The 18339-nt window shown below is 31.1% G+C and carries 15 protein-coding genes and 1 pseudogene; 5 read left to right on the top strand and 11 right to left on the bottom strand.

Translation table 11 applies throughout. The annotated features are described in order from the left end of the window. From Q9968_RS05760 to ilvD, 6 genes are all read right to left on the bottom strand, one after another. Positions 1-1286: DUF11 domain-containing protein (locus Q9968_RS05760; RefSeq protein ID WP_305514343.1), on the bottom strand; the 1286-nt coding region annotated here is incomplete at its 3' end. Further along, positions 1279-2187, bottom strand: a complete 909-nt coding sequence (locus Q9968_RS05755) for a hypothetical protein (protein ID WP_305514341.1) — start codon at positions 2185-2187, stop codon at positions 1279-1281. The genes Q9968_RS05755 and Q9968_RS05760, both read right to left, overlap by 8 nt. A gap of 103 nt (positions 2188-2290) precedes the next feature. Next, positions 2291-2782, bottom strand: a complete 492-nt coding sequence (locus Q9968_RS05750) for a hypothetical protein (protein WP_305514339.1) — start codon at positions 2780-2782, stop codon at positions 2291-2293. A 930-nt stretch (positions 2783-3712) separates the two neighbouring features. Then, on the bottom strand, positions 3713-3841 hold the full coding sequence (locus Q9968_RS05745) for a hypothetical protein (RefSeq protein ID WP_305514337.1): 129 nt from the start codon (positions 3839-3841) through the stop codon (positions 3713-3715). A 96-nt stretch (positions 3842-3937) separates the two neighbouring features. Continuing rightward, on the bottom strand, positions 3938-5215 hold the full coding sequence (hisD, locus tag Q9968_RS05740) for a histidinol dehydrogenase (protein WP_305514335.1): 1278 nt from the start codon (positions 5213-5215) through the stop codon (positions 3938-3940). A gap of 7 nt (positions 5216-5222) precedes the next feature. Then, entirely contained in the window at positions 5223-6872 is a 1650-nt protein-coding gene (gene ilvD / locus Q9968_RS05735; RefSeq protein WP_305514333.1) for a dihydroxy-acid dehydratase, read from the bottom strand. Positions 6873-6978: 106 nt separating this feature from the next. On the opposite strand from ilvD, the gene Q9968_RS05730 reads away from it, so the two are divergent. Then, positions 6979-8091 carry a radical SAM protein gene (locus tag Q9968_RS05730; RefSeq protein WP_342765944.1) on the top strand — a complete coding sequence of 371 codons (1113 nt, stop codon included), beginning with the start codon at positions 6979-6981 and terminating at the stop codon, positions 8089-8091. Positions 8092-8244: 153 nt separating this feature from the next. Here the strand turns inward: Q9968_RS05730 and Q9968_RS05725 are convergent, their stop codons facing one another. The 3 genes and pseudogenes from Q9968_RS05725 to Q9968_RS05715 form a co-directional block, all read right to left on the bottom strand. Further along, on the bottom strand, positions 8245-8862 hold the full coding sequence (locus Q9968_RS05725) for an AAA family ATPase (RefSeq protein ID WP_305514330.1): 618 nt from the start codon (positions 8860-8862) through the stop codon (positions 8245-8247). 101 nt (positions 8863-8963) lie between these two features. Continuing rightward, positions 8964-9728, bottom strand: a pseudogene (locus Q9968_RS05720) (ParA family protein); the annotation flags it as partial. Positions 9729-10146: 418 nt separating this feature from the next. Then, on the bottom strand, positions 10147-11448 hold the full coding sequence (locus Q9968_RS05715; protein ID WP_305514328.1) for a TrpB-like pyridoxal phosphate-dependent enzyme: 1302 nt from the start codon (positions 11446-11448) through the stop codon (positions 10147-10149). A 93-nt stretch (positions 11449-11541) separates the two neighbouring features. Between Q9968_RS05715 and Q9968_RS05710 the strand changes: the two genes are divergently transcribed. Next, positions 11542-12570, top strand: a complete 1029-nt coding sequence (locus Q9968_RS05710; protein WP_305514327.1) for a DUF1786 domain-containing protein — start codon at positions 11542-11544, stop codon at positions 12568-12570. Between the two features lie 5 nt (positions 12571-12575). Beyond that, positions 12576-13232 carry a PHP domain-containing protein gene (locus Q9968_RS05705; protein WP_305514325.1) on the top strand — a complete coding sequence of 219 codons (657 nt, stop codon included), beginning with the start codon at positions 12576-12578 and terminating at the stop codon, positions 13230-13232. 138 nt (positions 13233-13370) lie between these two features. Here Q9968_RS05705 and Q9968_RS05700 read toward each other — a convergent pair whose 3' ends face one another. Beyond that, a complete protein-coding gene (locus tag Q9968_RS05700; RefSeq protein WP_305514323.1) occupies positions 13371-14900 on the bottom strand; it encodes a 2-isopropylmalate synthase in 1530 nt (509 codons plus the stop codon). Between the two features lie 64 nt (positions 14901-14964). Here Q9968_RS05700 and Q9968_RS05695 point away from each other — a divergent pair, with 64 nt between their 5' ends. Then, positions 14965-15678 (top strand): sugar phosphate isomerase/epimerase, encoded by a 714-nt coding sequence (locus tag Q9968_RS05695; protein WP_305514321.1) that lies wholly within the window; start codon positions 14965-14967, stop codon positions 15676-15678. A 63-nt stretch (positions 15679-15741) separates the two neighbouring features. Here Q9968_RS05695 and Q9968_RS05690 read toward each other — a convergent pair whose 3' ends face one another. Continuing rightward, positions 15742-16536: an HAD family hydrolase gene (locus Q9968_RS05690; protein WP_305514319.1), complete on the bottom strand. Its 795-nt coding sequence runs from the start codon at positions 16534-16536 to the stop codon at positions 15742-15744. Between the two features lie 268 nt (positions 16537-16804). Here Q9968_RS05690 and gatA point away from each other — a divergent pair, with 268 nt between their 5' ends. Continuing rightward, a complete protein-coding gene (gene gatA, locus Q9968_RS05685) occupies positions 16805-18175 on the top strand; it encodes an Asp-tRNA(Asn)/Glu-tRNA(Gln) amidotransferase subunit GatA (RefSeq protein WP_305514317.1) in 1371 nt (456 codons plus the stop codon). Positions 18176-18339: the final 164 nt, after the last annotated feature.

Raw genomic sequence — 18339 nt, 5'->3', positions numbered from 1 at the left:
GAAGTCATACTAATCATTAATAGAACCAGGAATAATGCGAATAATGGATTACCTGTTGCTCTTGAAGTATGCACTTTAATATCATGGCCATTATCTGTTTTAGTATGATTCTCTTTAATTATTATAGTTTTATTATTTGGGTTATGAGGATTTTCTTTAATTACTTCGGTTTTATTTTCAGCGGTTTTATTAGCAGTAATGTTTGAACCAGCAGTAACAATGTTTGTGAAATTTCCAGGCGTTAAAGTAGTAAATGATACGATAAATGATGCTGACTCACCAGGGTTTAAAATCCCCTGATAATAGAAATTATCTCCTTTTTGTTTCCAGTTATTACCAAAGAAACTATGGAATTTTAAACCTTTATAGCTATCCTCATGTACAAAAACATTTCCAAGTTTACAATCCCCAGTATTAGTTACGATAATTTTAAATGAAGTAATTTCGCCAACATGCACTACTGGATTTAAAGTGATTTTTTCCACATTTAGGCCAGGTTTATAAACTTCAGTAGTATTATTAGCGGTTTTGTTACCTGTTCCATTTGAACCTGCAACAACAACATTGGTCCAATTACCTGGACTAACCGTGTCAAAGACTATATTAAAGCTAACAGACTTGCCAACTTTTAAAATTCCACCATATATAAATCGACTATTATTATAAGACCAATTAATACCTTTAAATGAATTGTAAACTAAACCTTTAGGAATTTTTTCAACAACAAAGACATTGCCCAAATCACAATCACCAGTATTGCGAACAATAATTGTAAACACAGTCTGATTACTAATATAAACAGTTTTATTCAAAGATAATTTCTCAACAGCAATATCAGGTTTGATTACTTGAACGGTATCATTATCCTCATTGTTTGTATAGTTAGTTTCTAGTGTGCTTGTAGTTACTTTCGCAATATTCGTCCAATTTCCTACTTTAATAGCTATGGTTTCTATAGTGAAAGATATACTATTACCTGCAAGTAAAGTTCCAATATTCCAAATAAGATTACTAGAACTATTTTTTAATATAAATCCTTCTGGCAATGTATCATTGACAATTACATCAAATGCATCAATACTGCCGTTGTTCCAGACAGTAATGTTCCAAGACACTAAAGAACCATTAAGAACACATGATTCATTAGCAACCTTGCTGATTATAAGATCAGTTGGATTAACATAACTACAATTATATGTTAAAATAGACTGTCCTAGCGGAGTTAATGCAATGGAAAAATTAAAGATTTTTAAGGTTCCATTATCTAAGATTTTAGTATTATTCACATCCCCAACTCTTATAAACTTTAGCATCATCAAATAAATTATTAATAGAATTTAGTGGAGTTAATGCAATAATGTCTTTAGATAAATATCCTTGATTATTGGTAAAATTAGAATCAGAAATAATAGCGTTTATTGAAAGAACCGCACCAGCAAAATTTCCAATATTGTCTGTAAAAGTAGAATTAAAAATTGATATATTATCGGCAGTTACTCCTGCACTTTTTCCCGCAATATTATTTTTAAATTTTGAATTTGAAATTTGTCCTTTCTCAGTGTACAAAATACCATATCTGCCATGATTGTTTGAGATGCATGAATTTGTAACTGTACTATTAGTTGCTTTAATTATTGCACGATACTCTGCAATGTTTCCTTCAATAAAAGAATCTGACATGATTAATACAGTAGACTGTATAATTGATGAAGGACCACTATTATTTACAAAGGTTGAATTATTTAAACTTAAATAACTAGTCCAAATAACTCCTGAATAACTTGTGTTTGTTTTAGATTGGGCGGAGTTATTGGTAAATTCGGTGTTGGTAATATTAACATATTTTCCTCCAAAAATACACCCACCATAACAATCTCGGTTACTTATTACAAAGTTATTGGTAAATTTAGAATTTGTAATATCTATTGATTGATTATAATATCCTTCTGCATAAATACAACCCCCATAACTTATATTTTCTCCCCTTGCAAAATTATTATCAAACTCTGAGTTTGAAATATTAATAAATCCGCTACTACTATAAACAACTCCTCCTCTTTCTGCGAAGTTGTTAATAAAAATAGAACTATTAATATTAATTGATCCTCCAAAGAAAATGTTTCCATAAGATTTTGCGGAATTATTGATAAATCTACTATTGTTAATTGTCAAATTACGTCCAGTCATAGTATAAATAACTCCTCCATCACGGTTTGCAAAATTATTAATAAAATAGCAATTATTAATTTTTAAATTATTATTTGCAATAATGACTCCTCCATATCCTCCATTAATGGGGGAGAGGATTAACAGAATTATTATTGAAATATGAATTGATAAGGGTTACATCTGTACATGCTGTTGCATAAATAGCTCCAGCACCAAATTTAGCGAAATTATTTGTAAAATTTACATTATTAAAAGTGATATTATTTTTTACACTAATAAAATTACATGCTCCTCCCCATACATTAGAATTAGCATTAATTAAAGACAAGTTATTAATAATTAAATAATTAATAGATCTTGAATTTTTAAATATAGTACTTTCATGATTACCGTCAATGACAAAGTTATTTCCATTTATAACTAAATTCTTATTAATTTCAATTCCATTACTCAAACTACTGTCAACATGACTATTAAATTTATAATTCCTATCTAAATCTAAAGTACCATTAGTATTTTGATTAATTAATTCTTTTAAATCAGTAAAAGAACCTTCATTTCTAGATAAAATGGGACTATGCTCATTTTTTTCATCTATAATTGGTGCATTCATAGTTGATATATCATCATTAGTTAAATTGTTAATATCTGTTGCAGATGCTGTAGATATGATACAAAAAACAAAAGAAAATATTACGATTAATATAATTAATTTTTTTAATCTAATTTTAAAATCCTCATATTTTGTTAATTTAATTAAACAATCTCAGTTTAATATATATAACAGGGAATGCACCGTTACAGTACAATCCTTTCTATTATAAATATTAAAAGTAAGGTTTTATAAAATATTATTTGATTATTGCAAAAAGTTTTTTAAAAATTCTATTTTTGTAAATGACTAACAATTTTTATTATTTTTTGATATTAATTTTTTTATTTTTACTCAATTTAATGAAAAGTATTTTTAAATTCAAGTGCCAATATTATATTTGAAATTTCACATCGTATTAAAAAAACATGTATTATATAATTTAAATGAAGAATAAATATTAATATGAATAATAAAAATACTTATTTTTCGATTATCCATATGTTTTCAAAGTAATTAAATCTTTCGGATTATAAAGCACTTTCAAAAATTTTGTGGATTTTTAAAATTAATTATTCGATTTTCATTCCAAATTAAATTTCTGGATAAATTCATTTAAAATACCTTGTGTTATCTTGAAAATTCGTTTTCTTGATTTTGACATTGTTTTTTTAAAAAGCATTGTCAATTTTATTAGTTTTTTTGATATACCTAAAATTATCATGATGTATTTTCATTTTTTTGATTGATTTTTAGTGTTGTTTTTTGTGGGAAAATTTCTTTCAATACATCTGTTTCGTAGATTTATCCACCACATTATCCATTTATGGTTCTTAAATTCGTTTTATGTTTTGGTAGTGTTTTGAAGTATTCAATATAGAATATAAATATTTAAATAAACAGTGCCATCATGGCAATAGACCGTGACAGTACATTTCCAACGGGTTTTCATTAGCTCTGCATTTTATGGAATGTGAATTTATAAAAGGCTGCACCAGCAGCATGTTCCATAACAAAGGAATTTCCGCCAAGGCCAAATAACTCTTCAATAATTTCAATGCATTTATCTGATCTTGGCAAATGTGTAATTAAAATTGGAAATTAGTTCTGTTTCATATCGCTCCTAATTAAATCATCCTCACCCATATCTTCAATATCAATATGTTCAAAACCCAATTAATCGTCTCTTAATCTTGTTTTAAATGAATTTGCATGAGCAAAGAAACCCTCATACTCAGCAATAGGAACAGATGTTTTAGACAATTCTTTTAAACCATCTTTAGTTAATCTTTGAACAGTTGGTTTTTTAATAAAAGCTTCAGTTGAAAGACCTGAATACATTTTAGCTCCCCCTCCGGTTGGAAGAACATGGTTTGTACCGGACCCATAATCTCCAGCGGCAACAGGAGAATAAGCTCCTAAAAAGATAGAACCTGCATTGTTAATGCATGATAGGATTTCATCATCATTTTTAGTAGTTATGATTAAATGTTCGGGAGCATATTCATTTGTAACCTGAATAGCTTCATCAAAAGTATCTGTAATAATAATTTTTCCGCTTTTAAACAATGATTCCTCTATAATTTCACGTCTAGATGCAATTTCCGTTAGTTTTTTAACATGTTCATCAACTTCAATAGCCAAATTTTCACTATCAGTTACTAAAAAACAGGAAGCATTAGGATCATGTTCTGCTTGAGCTAATATGTCTGTAGCTAAAAATTCAGGATTTGCAGACTCATCAGCTAAAATTAAGACTTCTGATGGACCTGCTGGAAACTCGATATCTACTTGTCCATAAACTAATTTTTTAGCGGCAGTAACGAATATATTTCCTGGCCCTACAATTTTTTCTACTTGACAAACAGATTCAGTTCCATAAGCCAGTGCAGCAATAGCCTGTGCTCCACCAACCTTATAAATCTCATCAGCACCTGCAATATCAGCAGCCACTAAAATAGCATCTAATATTTTCCCATCTTTTTGAGGCGGAGTTACACATACCACCTTTTCAACTCCTGCGATTTTAGCAGGTATTACAGTCATCAATATTGAAGAAGGATAAGCAGCTCTACCTCCAGGTATGTAACAGCCGGCTGAGTTAATAGGCCTTACAATTTGCCCTGCAACAATTCCTGGATTTACTTTCATTTCCCATTCGGTTGGAATTTGCTTTTTGTGAAATTTTTCAATGTTTGATGCTGCATTTTTTAAAGCAGTTAATAATTCATCATCTAAAGTATCATAAGCCTCTTTAATTTCGTCTTTTGATACTTTTAAATTTTCTATTAGTACACCATCAAATTTTTCTGTATATTTGCGAATAGCTTGATCCTTATCTACACGAACATTTTCTAAAATTTCAGATACTGTATCTAAAACATTGTTGATGTCTTGTTCCGACCTTTTAACAGTCTCTTGTAAATTGATTTCAGAGTATTTTAATATTTCCATTTTGACACTACCTTAAAATAGCTCCAGTGTCTGCTGAGTGAACTAATTTTTGATATAACGCTAACCAACCTGAAACATCACTTTCAGGGTGTTTTACATCTTTTAATCTTGCTTCAATTTCTTCATCAGATAATTCTACATTGATAGATCTGTTTTCAATATCAATTTCAATTATATCTCCATTTTGAATTGCTGCAATTGGTCCATTTTCTCTTGTTTCAGGAGATACATGGCCAATACATGGCCCACGAGTTCCTCCAGAAAATCTTCCATCAGTTATTAATCCTACATCTTTAATATTCATTCCTGCAAGGGCAGATGTTGGATTTAACATTTCACGCATGCCCGGACCTCCTTTTGGACCCTCATATCTAATAACTACAATGTCACCTTCACCGATTTCATGACCAAATATAGCTTTTGTAACCTCTTCTTCAGAGTCATAAACTTTAGCAGGTCCTTTAAGATGCATTAAATGGTCTGCAACAGCACCTTTTTTAACAACACTACCGTTAGGTGCTAAATTACCTTTAAGAATTGCAATACCTCCATCAGCATGAACCGGAGTATCCAATGTATGGATTACATCAGTGTTTTTATTTTCAACAGTTTTTAAATTTTCTTTAATGGTTTTGCCTGTTACGGTTAATTGATCTGTGTTAATTTTATCTCCAAGAGTTTTAAGAACAGCCTGAATACCACCAGCTAAGTGCAAATCCATCATTGAATCTTCACCAGCAGGGGAAATAAGAGTGATATGAGGTACGTTTCTTGAAATTTCATCAAATAAATCTAAATCAACACTTAAACCTTCAACTTCACTAGCAATAGCTGGAATATGTAAAGCAGTATTAGATGATCCGCCTAAGGCCATATCAACTGCAATAGCATTGTTGAAAGATTCTTGGGTTAAAATATCTGACGGTTTAATATCTTGTTTAACCAATTCAATTATTTGGCGACCGGAGTTGTAAGCAATTTGATTGTTTTCTTCAGTTCTTGCATGTGTTGTAGCGCAAGTTGGAAGAGATAGGCCAAATGTTTCAGTTATGCAAGCCATCGTATTAGCTGTAAACAATCCAGAACAACTTCCAGCTCCAGGACAAGCACATCTTTCAAGTTCAAGTACTTCCTCTTCAGACATTTTACCTACAGCATGTGCACCAACAGCTTCAAATACAGTAATTAAATCTGCTGGTTTGCCATCATATTCTCCAGATTCCATAGGTCCTCCAGTTACAACAATTGACGGAACATTCACTCTTGCTGCACCCATAATCATTCCAGGAACAACCTTATCACAACTTGGAATTAAAACCAAACCATCAAAAGCATGGCCTTTAGTCATAGACTCTACCGTAGCTGCAATAATTTCACGTGAAGGAAGGGAATATTTCATTCCTTCATGGTTCATACTAATTCCATCACAAACTGCCATTGTGTTGAATTCAAATGGAATTCCTCCAGCAGCTTCAATTCCATCTTTTACAAATTCAACAAGTTCTCTTAAGTGAATATGTCCAGGTACAATATCAGTGAAACTATTAGCAATACCAATAAATGGTTTTTCAAAATCATCATCTTTTAAACCACATGCTCTTAATAAAGACCTATGTGGGGCTCTTTGAATTCCATTTTTTACACTATCACTTTTCATTTAATCACACAATTTAATCAATTCAGTATTATATATGGAATTAATATGTTTTAAAATATTTGCAAAAAAAAACATTAATTAAATATAAGAACACATATTATTACTTATGACCACACTAGAAAAAATGAAAATTCTAACAGATTCGGCACAATATGATTTATGTGATTATGTAAGTCATCATAAAAGCTCACAAGTAAATCTTCCAGGAATATATGAAGCTATTGGTCATAATGGATGTAAGATTCCTCTTTTCAAAACACTGCAAACTAATAAATGTAAAAATGATTGTAAATACTGCATTAACCAATCAAAAAGAAATTTTACCAGATTAGAACTTTCACCTGAAGAGCTTGCAAAAGCATTTCTTGGATATTATAACAGAGGATTAGTTAATGGATTGTTTTTAAGTTCGGGAATTTCAAGTGATGTAGAATCTACTATGGAAAACCAAATAGAAACTGTCCATCTTTTAAGGAAAAAATATGGATATGATGATTATATTCATTTAAAAATAGTGCCTGGAGCAAGTAAAGACTCAATTAAAAGAGCAATGGCTTTAGCAAACAGAGTTAGTATAAATATTGAAGCTGCAACACCTTCAGGACTTGCAGAACTATCATCTACAAAGGATTATAATAAAGATATATTGAAAAGATTATCCTGGATAAATAATCTACAACATAAAAGCACCACATATCCAAATTCTACTCACACTACACAATTAATTATTGGAGCAAACAATGAAAGTGATAGGGAAATACTTAGTAGAATGGAAAAAATATACAAAAAATCAGAATTAAAAAGAACATATTTCTCAGCATTTACTCCTGTTCAAGAAACTGAATTTTCAAATAAAGAATCATGTTCAACTGATAGAACATCAAAACTTTATAATGCTGATAGTTTACTGAATGACTATCACTACGATGTTAAAGAGTTAGTTTTTGATAATAATGATAATCTGTTATTAACTCAAGATCCGAAAATTCTAGCTGCAGAAAATATGAATATTTTCCCTGTAGAAATCAACAGAGCTCCACTTATAGAATTGATAAGAGTTCCAGGAATTGGTATGAAATCAGCTCGTGAAATCATATCTATTCGTAAAAAAATACCATTCTCCAATAAAGAACAGTTGAGAAAATTAGGTGTTGTAGTTGATAGAGCTGAACCTTATATAAAAATAAGTGGTGAATATCAAACAACTTTTGATTTTTAGACTGTGGGTAGTATTAAATGAGTTTTAGAGAAAAATGTTTTTAAAATAATTTATCATTAAATTAATGAAATAATAGAAAAAAAATTATAAACAATAGATTATATTAAATCTATTGATAATGATTTCAAGTGTAAACCATATTATATGATACATTTAATTTTCATCGAATAATGCCCAAATTTCAGGATATTTTTTAGAAACAACTTCTTCAATTAAAACAGAAGCTTCTTTAGAAATGCTAAATTCCGGCTCAGTTTTTCTTAAGTATCTAAATACCGCAGAAGATTTTGAAGACCATAAGGTAATCCTTGGATTTTTATCAACAATCTTTTTAACTTCTTCTACATGTTTTTGTTGGATTTCGAGTTCATGTGATGTTTGTAGAGAACCTTCACTGCTTTTATCGCCAGATAAGTTTTCGGATGATTCACTGCCCTCTTGAGTTTCTTCATATGTTTTTTCCTCTGGACTCTCTTCTTTGACTATTCCACTTCCTTCTGAAGTTGAATTATCTTTTTTATCATCATTATCGGCTACAATTTCTTCTTTATCCTCTTGTTTAGATTCTGTATTCTCGATATCGTCTTGTGTAGATTTTATATCCTTAACTTCTTCAACAGTATCTTGTTTATTTTCTATATCATCAACAGCATCATCATCATTTTCTTTAAGCATGTCTTCAAGAGATTGAGGTGAATTACTATCAAAATCTTCATTATAAAAATCTGGAATTAATGAATCTAAACCTTTTCCAAGTCCTTTTCTAACCATTATGCACCACTCTCACTCTTTTCTGAATTTTTTACAATTTTAGATTGAGACTTGTCATTAATATCTATTTTTGATTTAGCTTCATTCAAACTAAGGTTTTCATCTCTTTGAATAATTTCTTTAGCTAATCTAAGATACGCTTTTGTTCCAGTACTTTCTGGATCGTAAACTAAACAAGGTTTACCGAAACTAGGTGCTTCAGCTAATCTAATATTTCTTGGAATGATAGTTTTAAACAGCAGATCAGTTCCGCCAAAATAATTTTTAAGTTCTTTGTAAACGTCTTTACTAAGTCGAGTTCTTTTATCAAATAAAGTGAGGAGAATTCCTTTAATTGGAGTGGGACTTCTAAGTCTTTTTTCAACTAATTTTATTGTATTAATTAAATCTGCTACTCCTTCAAGTGCATAATACTCAGCTTGAATAGGGATTAATACACTATCGGAAGCTACTAATGCATTAACGGTTATTACTCCTAATGAAGGAGGTAAATCGATGAATATATAGTCAAATAATGGTACAACCTCTTCAAGAGTTTCTTTTAAAATTATATGATAATTTTCACGTCGAGAAAGCTCCATTCCGGCACCACTAAGGGATATATTACTTGGGATAATAAACAAATTTTTAATAAACGTAGGAATTGTTGCTTTTTTTACATTTATATCCCCAATGATAGCATCATATATTGTATTTTCTATTTTAGTTTTATCAATGCCAAAACTTGTAGTAGCATTAGCTTGAGGATCCATGTCCACAACTAAAACAGATTCGCCCATTACCGCTAGGGATGTTGCAGTATTTACAACAGTTGTTGTCTTACCACATCCTCCCTTTTGATTCATCACTGCAATTACTTCACTCATTAAAGAATTCTCCTAAATTTGATAAGTTTTAAGTTAATAGTTATGAGTTATAACTTAAAAATTCAAAATGCTAAAGAATAACATTTAAGTTATCCAGTATAAGTTAAAAGAAATAAGTCATATCTTTCAATTTAAAACTTAAATGAAATAACTTATCAGTTCTAACTTCTAAGGGATAGGAATTAAGTTTTAAGTTAAAACTTCTAAATTATAAAAAATAAGTTTTAAGAAATAACTTATCATAACTAACTTTTAACAAATAAGTTATATTTTATAACTTCTTCCTTATAAATTATTTGTTTTCACAAATAAGTTATTAGTTATTCGTTAATACTTATAAGTTATAACTAATGAATTAAAAGTAATAAGTTAAAAGTTATAAGTTATAACTAAAAAATATAAAAAAAATAAAAAAGGATTATTTAGCATCAGGCATATTCCCTTCAAAATAGCTAGCATATCCTTTTAAATCTAACATTCCATGACCGGAGAAGTTCACAACAATAGTTTTTTCCTCACCAGTTTCTTTACATTTCAATGCCTCATCAATGGCTATTTTAATAGCATGGGTAGTTTCAGGAGCAGGAAGAACACCTTCATTACGAGCAAAAGTAATTCCTGCTTCAAATACCTCTCTTTGATGGGCAGATCTAGGTTCAATATACCCTTCTTTAGTTAAAAGGGAAATCTGTGGAGACATTCCATGGTATCTTAATCCACCAGCATGAACTGATGGAGCTACAAAGTCATGGCCTAATGTGAACATCTTAAGCATTGGAGTAAATCCACTAACATCACCAAAATCATATTCATAATTACCTTTGGTTAAAGTAGGGCAAGCACTTGGTTCAACAGCAATGAACTGAGTATCTGATTTGCCATCGATTTTATCTTTGATAAACGGGAATAAAAACCCAGAAAGATTACTTCCACCACCAGCACAAGCAATCATGACATCTGGAGTTTCATCTGCAATTTCCAATTGTTTTTTAAGTTCTTGACCAATGATTGATTGATGTAGCATTACATGGTTAAGAACACTGCCTAATGTGTATTTGACTTCTTCATTTTCCAGTGCTTCTTCCATAGCTTCTGAAATTGCAACACCAAGTGAACCGGGGTGATCTGGATTTTTGGCTAAAATTTCACGTCCAATCTTAGTATTTTCACTAGGGGATGCATAAACGTTACCGTTATAGATATTCATGATATTTTTTCTATCAGGCTTTTGATTAAAGGAAACTTTAACCATGTAAACTGTACAATCTAAATCTAAAAGGTTACATGCAAGAGATAAAGCGGTTCCCCATTGTCCTGCACCGGTTTCAGTAGTCAATCTTTCAACACCCTCTTTTTTGGCAAAGTATGCTTGAGGTATTGCTGAATTTAGCTTATGCGAACCAGTTGGAGAAGTATCTTCCCGTTTATAATAAATTTTAGCAGGAGTATTGAGATACTCTTCCAATTTAGTAGCTCTAAATAAAGGAGAAGGCCTTCCCATTTGCATGTAAAGTTTTCTAACCTCTTTAGGTATTTTGATATATCTTTCTTGTGAAAACTCTTGTTCTAAACCTGCTCTGGTAAATGCTTTTTGAAGTGAAGCAATTTGATCTTTTCCTTCACTATTTTTAGGCATTGGAAGTTCAACAGGTAAGTCAGCATTAATATTGTACCATTCCTTAGGCACTTCATTTGAGTTTAAAGTTATTTTGTAATTCATACTAATAATTACATTAATGTACTATATAAAGGTTTGTTGTACAAATATGTACACTTTAATTATTAATAATATAAACAACAATAATGTTTAACCATGAGAATTTTAGCTATTGATGTTGGAACTGGAACTCAAGATATGATGATTTATGATAGTGAAAAAGAATTAGAAAACGCTATTAAACTTGTTCTTCCATCCCCGCACCTATATATCTCTCAACAAATACAAGAAATTGAAAATGACATTTACTTTGAAGGAGAAATAATGGGTGGAGGAAAAATTAAACGTTCTATCTTAGAGCACATGGACAAAGGTTATAATGTAGTAATGGAACCTGTGTGTGCTAAGACAATTCGTGACAACCTAGAACAGGTTAAATCATTTGGAATAGAACTATCAGATGATTCAAAAGATTATTCGACCTATTCAAAAATCTTCATGGGAGATATAAACATTACAAAATTATCCAAATTTTTACTTGGATATGATTTGGAATTTGATTTTGATGAAATTGCAATTGCAGTACAGGATCATGGTTATAATGAAAATATAGGAGACAGAGATTTTAGATTCGAAAAAATAAGAGAAAAAATCTCAGAACCTATTTCCCCATTGGAATTTGGATTTAGAGATAATTTACCTGAATATTTGACAAGAATGCAGGCTGTGCGAAGAATCTTGAAAAATGAAGGCATCACTAAAACACCATTATTAATGGATACAAAATTTGCTTCAATAGCTGGAATGTGTTTTGACGAAGTAGCTAAAAAATTAAATAGTTTTATTGTAATAGATATTGGAAATGGCCATACAACAGCAGCATCAATCGAAGATGGTAAAATTCAAGGAGTATTCGAACATCATACCTCCAGTTTAACAGACGAATCCCTTGAAAGATACATAAAACGTTTAGCTTCTGGTGAAATTACTAATGAAGAAGTTTATAATGACCATGGACATGGCGCACATGTATTAAATCCAATATCAAAAATTGAGAGAGTTATTGTTAGCGGACCTAAAAGAGAGCTAATAGAAAAAACAAATCTAGATTGGCATCATGCTGCTCCCGGTGGAGATGTTATGATGACCGGAACAATTGGCTTGATTAAAACAATTCAAGGATAGATAAAATGCTTAAGATGGACTCCCATATTCACAGTGAATACTCTCCCGATTCCAACTCAAAAATTGATGATATTTTAAAAACCGCACAAAAGGAAAATATTGACATAATAGCTATAAGTGATCACAATACCGTTGATGGAACTAGCGAAGTTTTGGCAAAAACTAGGAACACCGATATACTAGCAATTCCGTCAATAGAAATCTCTTCCACACTCGGCCATATTCTTGGTTTCGGGTGTGAGGAAAACATACCTAGAGGCTTATCACCTGAAGAAACAATAGATAAAATTCATGATTTGGGAGGTCTTGCAATAATACCTCATCCATATTGTTTTTATAGACACGGCCTTTTATGTAAAATTGATTACAAGAACTTGAAAATTGATGCGATAGAAACTAAAAATGCAAGATTTATTATTGGATATTGCAACAATAAAGCAAAAAAATTAGCAAAAAAGGAAAACATTCCAACATTAGGTGCTAGTGATGCACACTACTGGAAATTTGTCGGTGATTGTTTTAGTTTAATTGATTGTGAAAAAGATATAGACAGTGTCTTAAAAGCTATATTAAAAAGTAATGTAGAGGCTCATGGAAAAGGAACTTCAAACATATTGCTTTCAAAATACCTCTTTGAAAGAAATGTATTAAAGAGATTTTGATAAAACTCTTTGTTTATCTTATAACCCTCATCAACACCATATAATACATTATTGCTTCCTTCTATTTTTAAAATCAGAATTAAAATAACATTTAAACATATCCTGTTTGTTCTAAGTGCATGCATGAAAATATCTAAATTACGCTCTTTTAATTAACAATAATTTATTCATGGAATCAAGAACTGCTAAAATACTGGCCATAACAATGTCCTGATTAGTGGATCTGCCGGTTGATTTGTTGTCATCTGAATCTGAACTGATAACGAATACCTCAGCTAATGCATCAGTACCTCCGGTGATAGCTTCTAGATTATATTCTTCAAGTTTAATATCAACGGTGTCCTTAACCAATAAACGAATTGCATTTAAAGCGGCATCAACCGGACCTACACCAGTGCTTGAAGCCTCTTTTTCATTCCCATCAATTTCCAATTTAACTGTTGCAGTGGGAGAAACATTGCCTCCCATTGAAATGCTTAAACCTTTCATAATGATTGGAGTTTCACGAGCAGATCCAAGTTCAGTAATGGCAATAGCAACCAACTCATCATCAGTAACACATTTACCACTATCCCCTAAAGATTTAATTTCACTGAAAACCTTTTCAAATTGCTTATCATTTAAATCAATGTGATATTTTTTTAATTTTGATTTTAAAGCATTGGCTCCAGTATGTTTTCCTAAAACGATTCTTCTAGAATGGCCTACCATTTCAGGTGACATTGGTTCATAAGTAGAAGCATTATTTAAAATACCATGAACATGAATGCCAGATTCATGGGCAAAAGCATTGGCTCCAACAATAGGTTTGTTAACAGGCATTTTTACTCCAGTTAAACGTCCAACCAAATTAGATAAACTATATAATCTTGTTGTATCAAGTCCCAAATCAATATCATATGAAGCTTTAAGAGTCATAACTAACTCCTCTAAAGAGCAATTACCTGTTCTCTCACCTAAACCATTGACAGTGACATGTGCCTGATTAACACCGCATTCAATAGCTGTCAAAGTATTTGCAGTTGCTAAACCAAAATCATTGTGGAAATGGACACTTAAAGGGATTTTGAAACTATCCTTTAAATCTGTGATTAATTCATGAGTTAAAATTGGAGTTAAAATACCGACTGTGTCCGGAACATCTAAAAAGTCAGCTCCTGAACTTACAACCTCTCTGTAAACTTCAACTAAAAAATCCCTTTCTGTTCTTGTTGCATCTTCAGCTGAAAACTCAACAGTCAAACCATGGTCTTTTCCATATTCAACAGCCTCGCAAGCTTTTGCTATAATTTCTGATTTAGACATTTTCAATTTATAATCACGATGCAATGGGGAAGTACCTATAAAAGTATGAATATATTCTAAATCAGCATCAAGAACTGCATCAACATCATTTTTAAGAGACCTTGAAAGACCAACCAAAGTAGAATCCAAATCTAGAGATTTGATTTTTCTTGCAGATTCAATTTCGCCTTTTGAAGAAGCTGGAAACCCCACTTCTATTTTATCAACCCCTAAGTTATTGAGTTTTTGAGCGATTTGGATTTTCTCATCAACAGTTAGTGCAACACCGGGTGTCTGCTCACCGTCTCTTAAGGTTGTATCAAAAATATAAATTTTTTCAGACAAATTCATATTTTCTTTTTTTAATGTTTCTATATTTTTCATAAATACTCCACCTTTAAGAATATTATATAATAATTTAATATAAATACATTACAAATACATTAATATGAAACTTGGTTTTACAACACTAGCTGTGTTCATGGAAGATAACAATAAAATCATAGACCTGGCAAAAAAACACGGATTTGAAATAATTGAGATTTTAGGTGAAGATCCCTTTTATGAAAATGACAATGGTGAGTTTAAAGACTGCGGTCTTGATGTGAGAATTCATGCTGCAACAGTTGACATAAACATAGCAAGTCTAAACAAAGGGATAAGACTGGAAAGTGTTAAACAAATGATTGAATGTGGACACTATGCTGAAAGCATTAATGCGAATACAATAACTGTGCATCCTGGAATCATTGGAAGAAATGAGCCTCATCTTAGGAAATGGGCACTTGAATATGCTGTTGAAAGTATTGGGGAGATAATTGACAATACCAATGTTGAAATTTCGGTTGAAAACATGCCGGTCAATGGAAAATTTTTAGGCAATAAAGTTGAAGAAATTGAGATGATTCAAAAAGAAACTGGGTGCTGTTTGACAATTGACACCGGTCATGGAAACACATGCGGAAACCTTGAAGAAATGTTATCTTTAAAAAATATCAGCTATTGTCACTTAAATGATAATGATGGTAAAAAAGATCAACATATTACCTTAGGCAAAGGTACACTTGATTTGAATTTGCTTAAAAAAATAGATACAGCAATTATCGAATTAAACAACTTTGATAATGTCTTAAAAAGTAAAAAAGTCATTGAAAACTTATAATTAATTATTTTTTTATAAGTTATTAGATATAAGTTATAAGTTAAAATAGCTAAAAAAATAAAGTTAAAAATCAATATTGGTGACTTCAAAAATATCATTTATAACATAATCCGTCTTATCCAACATCTTTGGAGATACTTCTTCCTGTTGCTCGATTGTTAAAACACTAATATCCGCTTTTTTAAAGGCTAAAATATCATTAAGACCATCTCCAACCATCATGACTTTATAACCTCCTTCTTTTAGAATAGAAACAACTTCACATTTGCCTCTTGTAGAAACAGTTCCATATGCATTTTCTTCGGGAACATCTAACATGTTAGCCAATTTATTAATTGCTCCCTTTCTATCTCCTGATGCAATATATATTTCAATGCCGCGGGACTTTAATATTTCAATCGTTTCTAAAACTTTTGGGAAAAATTTGCCTGCTGAAGTAATGGTATATGCAACCTGGCCCAAATCCATGTCAACAATTAAAGCTGACCCGTTGCACAATTCCATAGTAGGAATCTTTTCACGTAAAATATCGAATCCGTCGGTGATATCATAGATTGCAGCTGTTTTTTCATTGTCAAGAATTTCTTTAACTTCCGCCTTAGAAACCTGCTTGGTAGAGAAACTAATGTCAAAATCAATATTGAATTGTTTAATAACATCTGAAATTAAAGTATTTTGATCAAGTTCCAAGAGTTTGTTAGTATTGAATTGAAGAACAACTAAAGCAAGAGCGTCTGCCGCTTCTATAATTTCCAAAGAATTAATATCCGTAAATACATTACCATTTAACACATCTTTAATAACCCTATACCTTTCAATCAATGTTCCTGAGTTATCAAACACCACTGCCTTTTTCATGATTATAATACTATTTAAAAAAATATTTAAAATTTGTGAAAAAGTTTTCATTTAAAAACTAGGTGATTTCTTTAAACAAGTTTTTCATGACGTTTTGGTTGATTTTTATAATTTAAAGCCAATACATCCACTATCTTGAAATGATTTAAGTGGGTAAATTAATCAAAAAATAATCTGTCACAAGACTAAATGAGTGTAAAAAAGCAACTTTATAAACCTTGAAAAATAGAGTAATAGTATTATAATTTACGATTATTAAGGTGTTTTAATGAACGTTATTGAAAAATTAAACTCCATTAAACATGGAGAAATGACAGCTAAAGAAAATGTTGAAGGTTTCATTAAAGTTATCGATGAAAATAACGAAGAAATTAATGCATTTATTGAATTAAACAAAGAAAATGCATTGAAACAAGCGGAAGCTATTGATGAAAAAATAGCAAAAGGCGATGAAGTTGGTACTTTGGCTGGATTAGTATTTGGTATAAAAGCAAACATTAATGTTGAAGATTTAATTATTTCTGCAGCTTCCAAAACCTTAGAAGATTATATTGGAAGTTATAACGCAACTGCTGTTGAAGAAATCCTTTCTGAAGATGGTATAATCATTGGTATATTGAATATGGATGAATTTGCAGCAGGAAGTTCAACCGAAACTTCTTACTATGGACCTACTCAAAACCCGGCGGCCATGGGCAGGATTCCTGGAGGTTCCTCTGGTGGTTGTGCGGCAGCTATTGCAGCTCAAATGTGTGATATATCCATTGGTTCGGATACTGGAGGATCCATTAGAAATCCTGCATCTCACTGTGGTGTTATTGGATTCAAACCAACATATGGTGCTGTTTCAAGACAAGGTTTACTTGACTTATCAATGAGTCTGGATCAAATTGGACCTTTGGCAAATGATGTGAGTGGAATTGCACTAGCATTAAATACTATTGCAAAATATGACCAAACTGAATGTACAACTCTCAACTGGGATAAACCGGACTTTACTGAAGTATTAAAAGACACTTCCTTAGAAGGTATGAAAATAGCTGTATGTAAAGAATTTATTGAGGTTACAGATGATGAAATTAACGCAACTGTAAATAAAGCCATTAATAAATTAGTTGAAGCTGGTGCTGAACTTGTTGAAGTGAGTTTTGATTATATTGATTTGTGTTTACCTACTTACTACTTAATTAACTATGTAGAATTCTTCTCTGCTACTAGAAAATATGATGGAAGGGATTATGGTTCTAGAATCGAAGATGTATGTGGAGATGAAGTATTAAGAAGAATTAAAATTGGTTCACATATTGCAGAAGCTGAATTTAGTGGAAAATATTATAAACAGGCATTAAAAGCAAGGTCTGTAATCAGAGGAGAAATTACCTCAATGCTTGAAAATGTTGATTTAATTGTTGGTCCTACTGTTCCTAAACTTCCTCATGAAATTGGTGAAAAGTTAGAGCCAATGGAAATGTATGCCTACGATATTTTAACAGTGATAGCCAATCTAGCAGGCATTCCGGCAGCAAGCATCCCTGCAGGTGAAGTGGATTCTATTCCTGTTGGTTTGCAAATTCAAGCAAAACCATTAGATGATTTAAAAATTATTAAGGCCATGAGTGTTTTTGAAAACACAAAATAAACCATTTCAAAGTTTTGTCTTCAAAAGCAATATTACTCTGATGGGACTTTTCCATCTGCATATTTTTTTAATTAATTGATTTATAGATAATCCATTATTCCTTTTATTTTATCAAAAGAACTGCTGTCGTACTAATGAATAACAATGACTCTTCAACCACTGCT

The sequence above is a fragment of the Methanobrevibacter sp. V14 genome, assembly GCF_963082475.1.
GTDB lineage: Archaea > Methanobacteriota > Methanobacteria > Methanobacteriales > Methanobacteriaceae > Methanocatella.
This window is presented reverse-complemented; position numbering and strand designations above follow the sequence as displayed.

Coding starts and splice junctions, on each gene's coding strand:
- Q9968_RS05755 (WP_305514341.1), bottom strand. CDS start 2,187: ATGACTGGACGTAATTTGACAATTAACAATAGTAGATTTATCAATAAT.
- Q9968_RS05750 (WP_305514339.1), bottom strand. CDS start 2,782: ATGAATGCACCAATTATAGATGAAAAAAATGAGCATAGTCCCATTTTA.
- hisD (WP_305514335.1), bottom strand. CDS start 5,215: ATGGAAATATTAAAATACTCTGAAATCAATTTACAAGAGACTGTTAAA.
- ilvD (WP_305514333.1), bottom strand. CDS start 6,872: ATGAAAAGTGATAGTGTAAAAAATGGAATTCAAAGAGCCCCACATAGG.
- Q9968_RS05730 (WP_342765944.1), top strand. CDS start 6,979: ATGACCACACTAGAAAAAATGAAAATTCTAACAGATTCGGCACAATAT.
- Q9968_RS05725 (WP_305514330.1), bottom strand. CDS start 8,862: ATGGTTAGAAAAGGACTTGGAAAAGGTTTAGATTCATTAATTCCAGAT.
- Q9968_RS05715 (WP_305514328.1), bottom strand. CDS start 11,448: ATGAATTACAAAATAACTTTAAACTCAAATGAAGTGCCTAAGGAATGG.
- Q9968_RS05710 (WP_305514327.1), top strand. CDS start 11,542: ATGAGAATTTTAGCTATTGATGTTGGAACTGGAACTCAAGATATGATG.
- Q9968_RS05705 (WP_305514325.1), top strand. CDS start 12,576: ATGCTTAAGATGGACTCCCATATTCACAGTGAATACTCTCCCGATTCC.
- Q9968_RS05700 (WP_305514323.1), bottom strand. CDS start 14,900: ATGAAAAATATAGAAACATTAAAAAAAGAAAATATGAATTTGTCTGAA.
- Q9968_RS05695 (WP_305514321.1), top strand. CDS start 14,965: ATGAAACTTGGTTTTACAACACTAGCTGTGTTCATGGAAGATAACAAT.
- Q9968_RS05690 (WP_305514319.1), bottom strand. CDS start 16,536: ATGAAAAAGGCAGTGGTGTTTGATAACTCAGGAACATTGATTGAAAGG.
- gatA (WP_305514317.1), top strand. CDS start 16,805: ATGAACGTTATTGAAAAATTAAACTCCATTAAACATGGAGAAATGACA.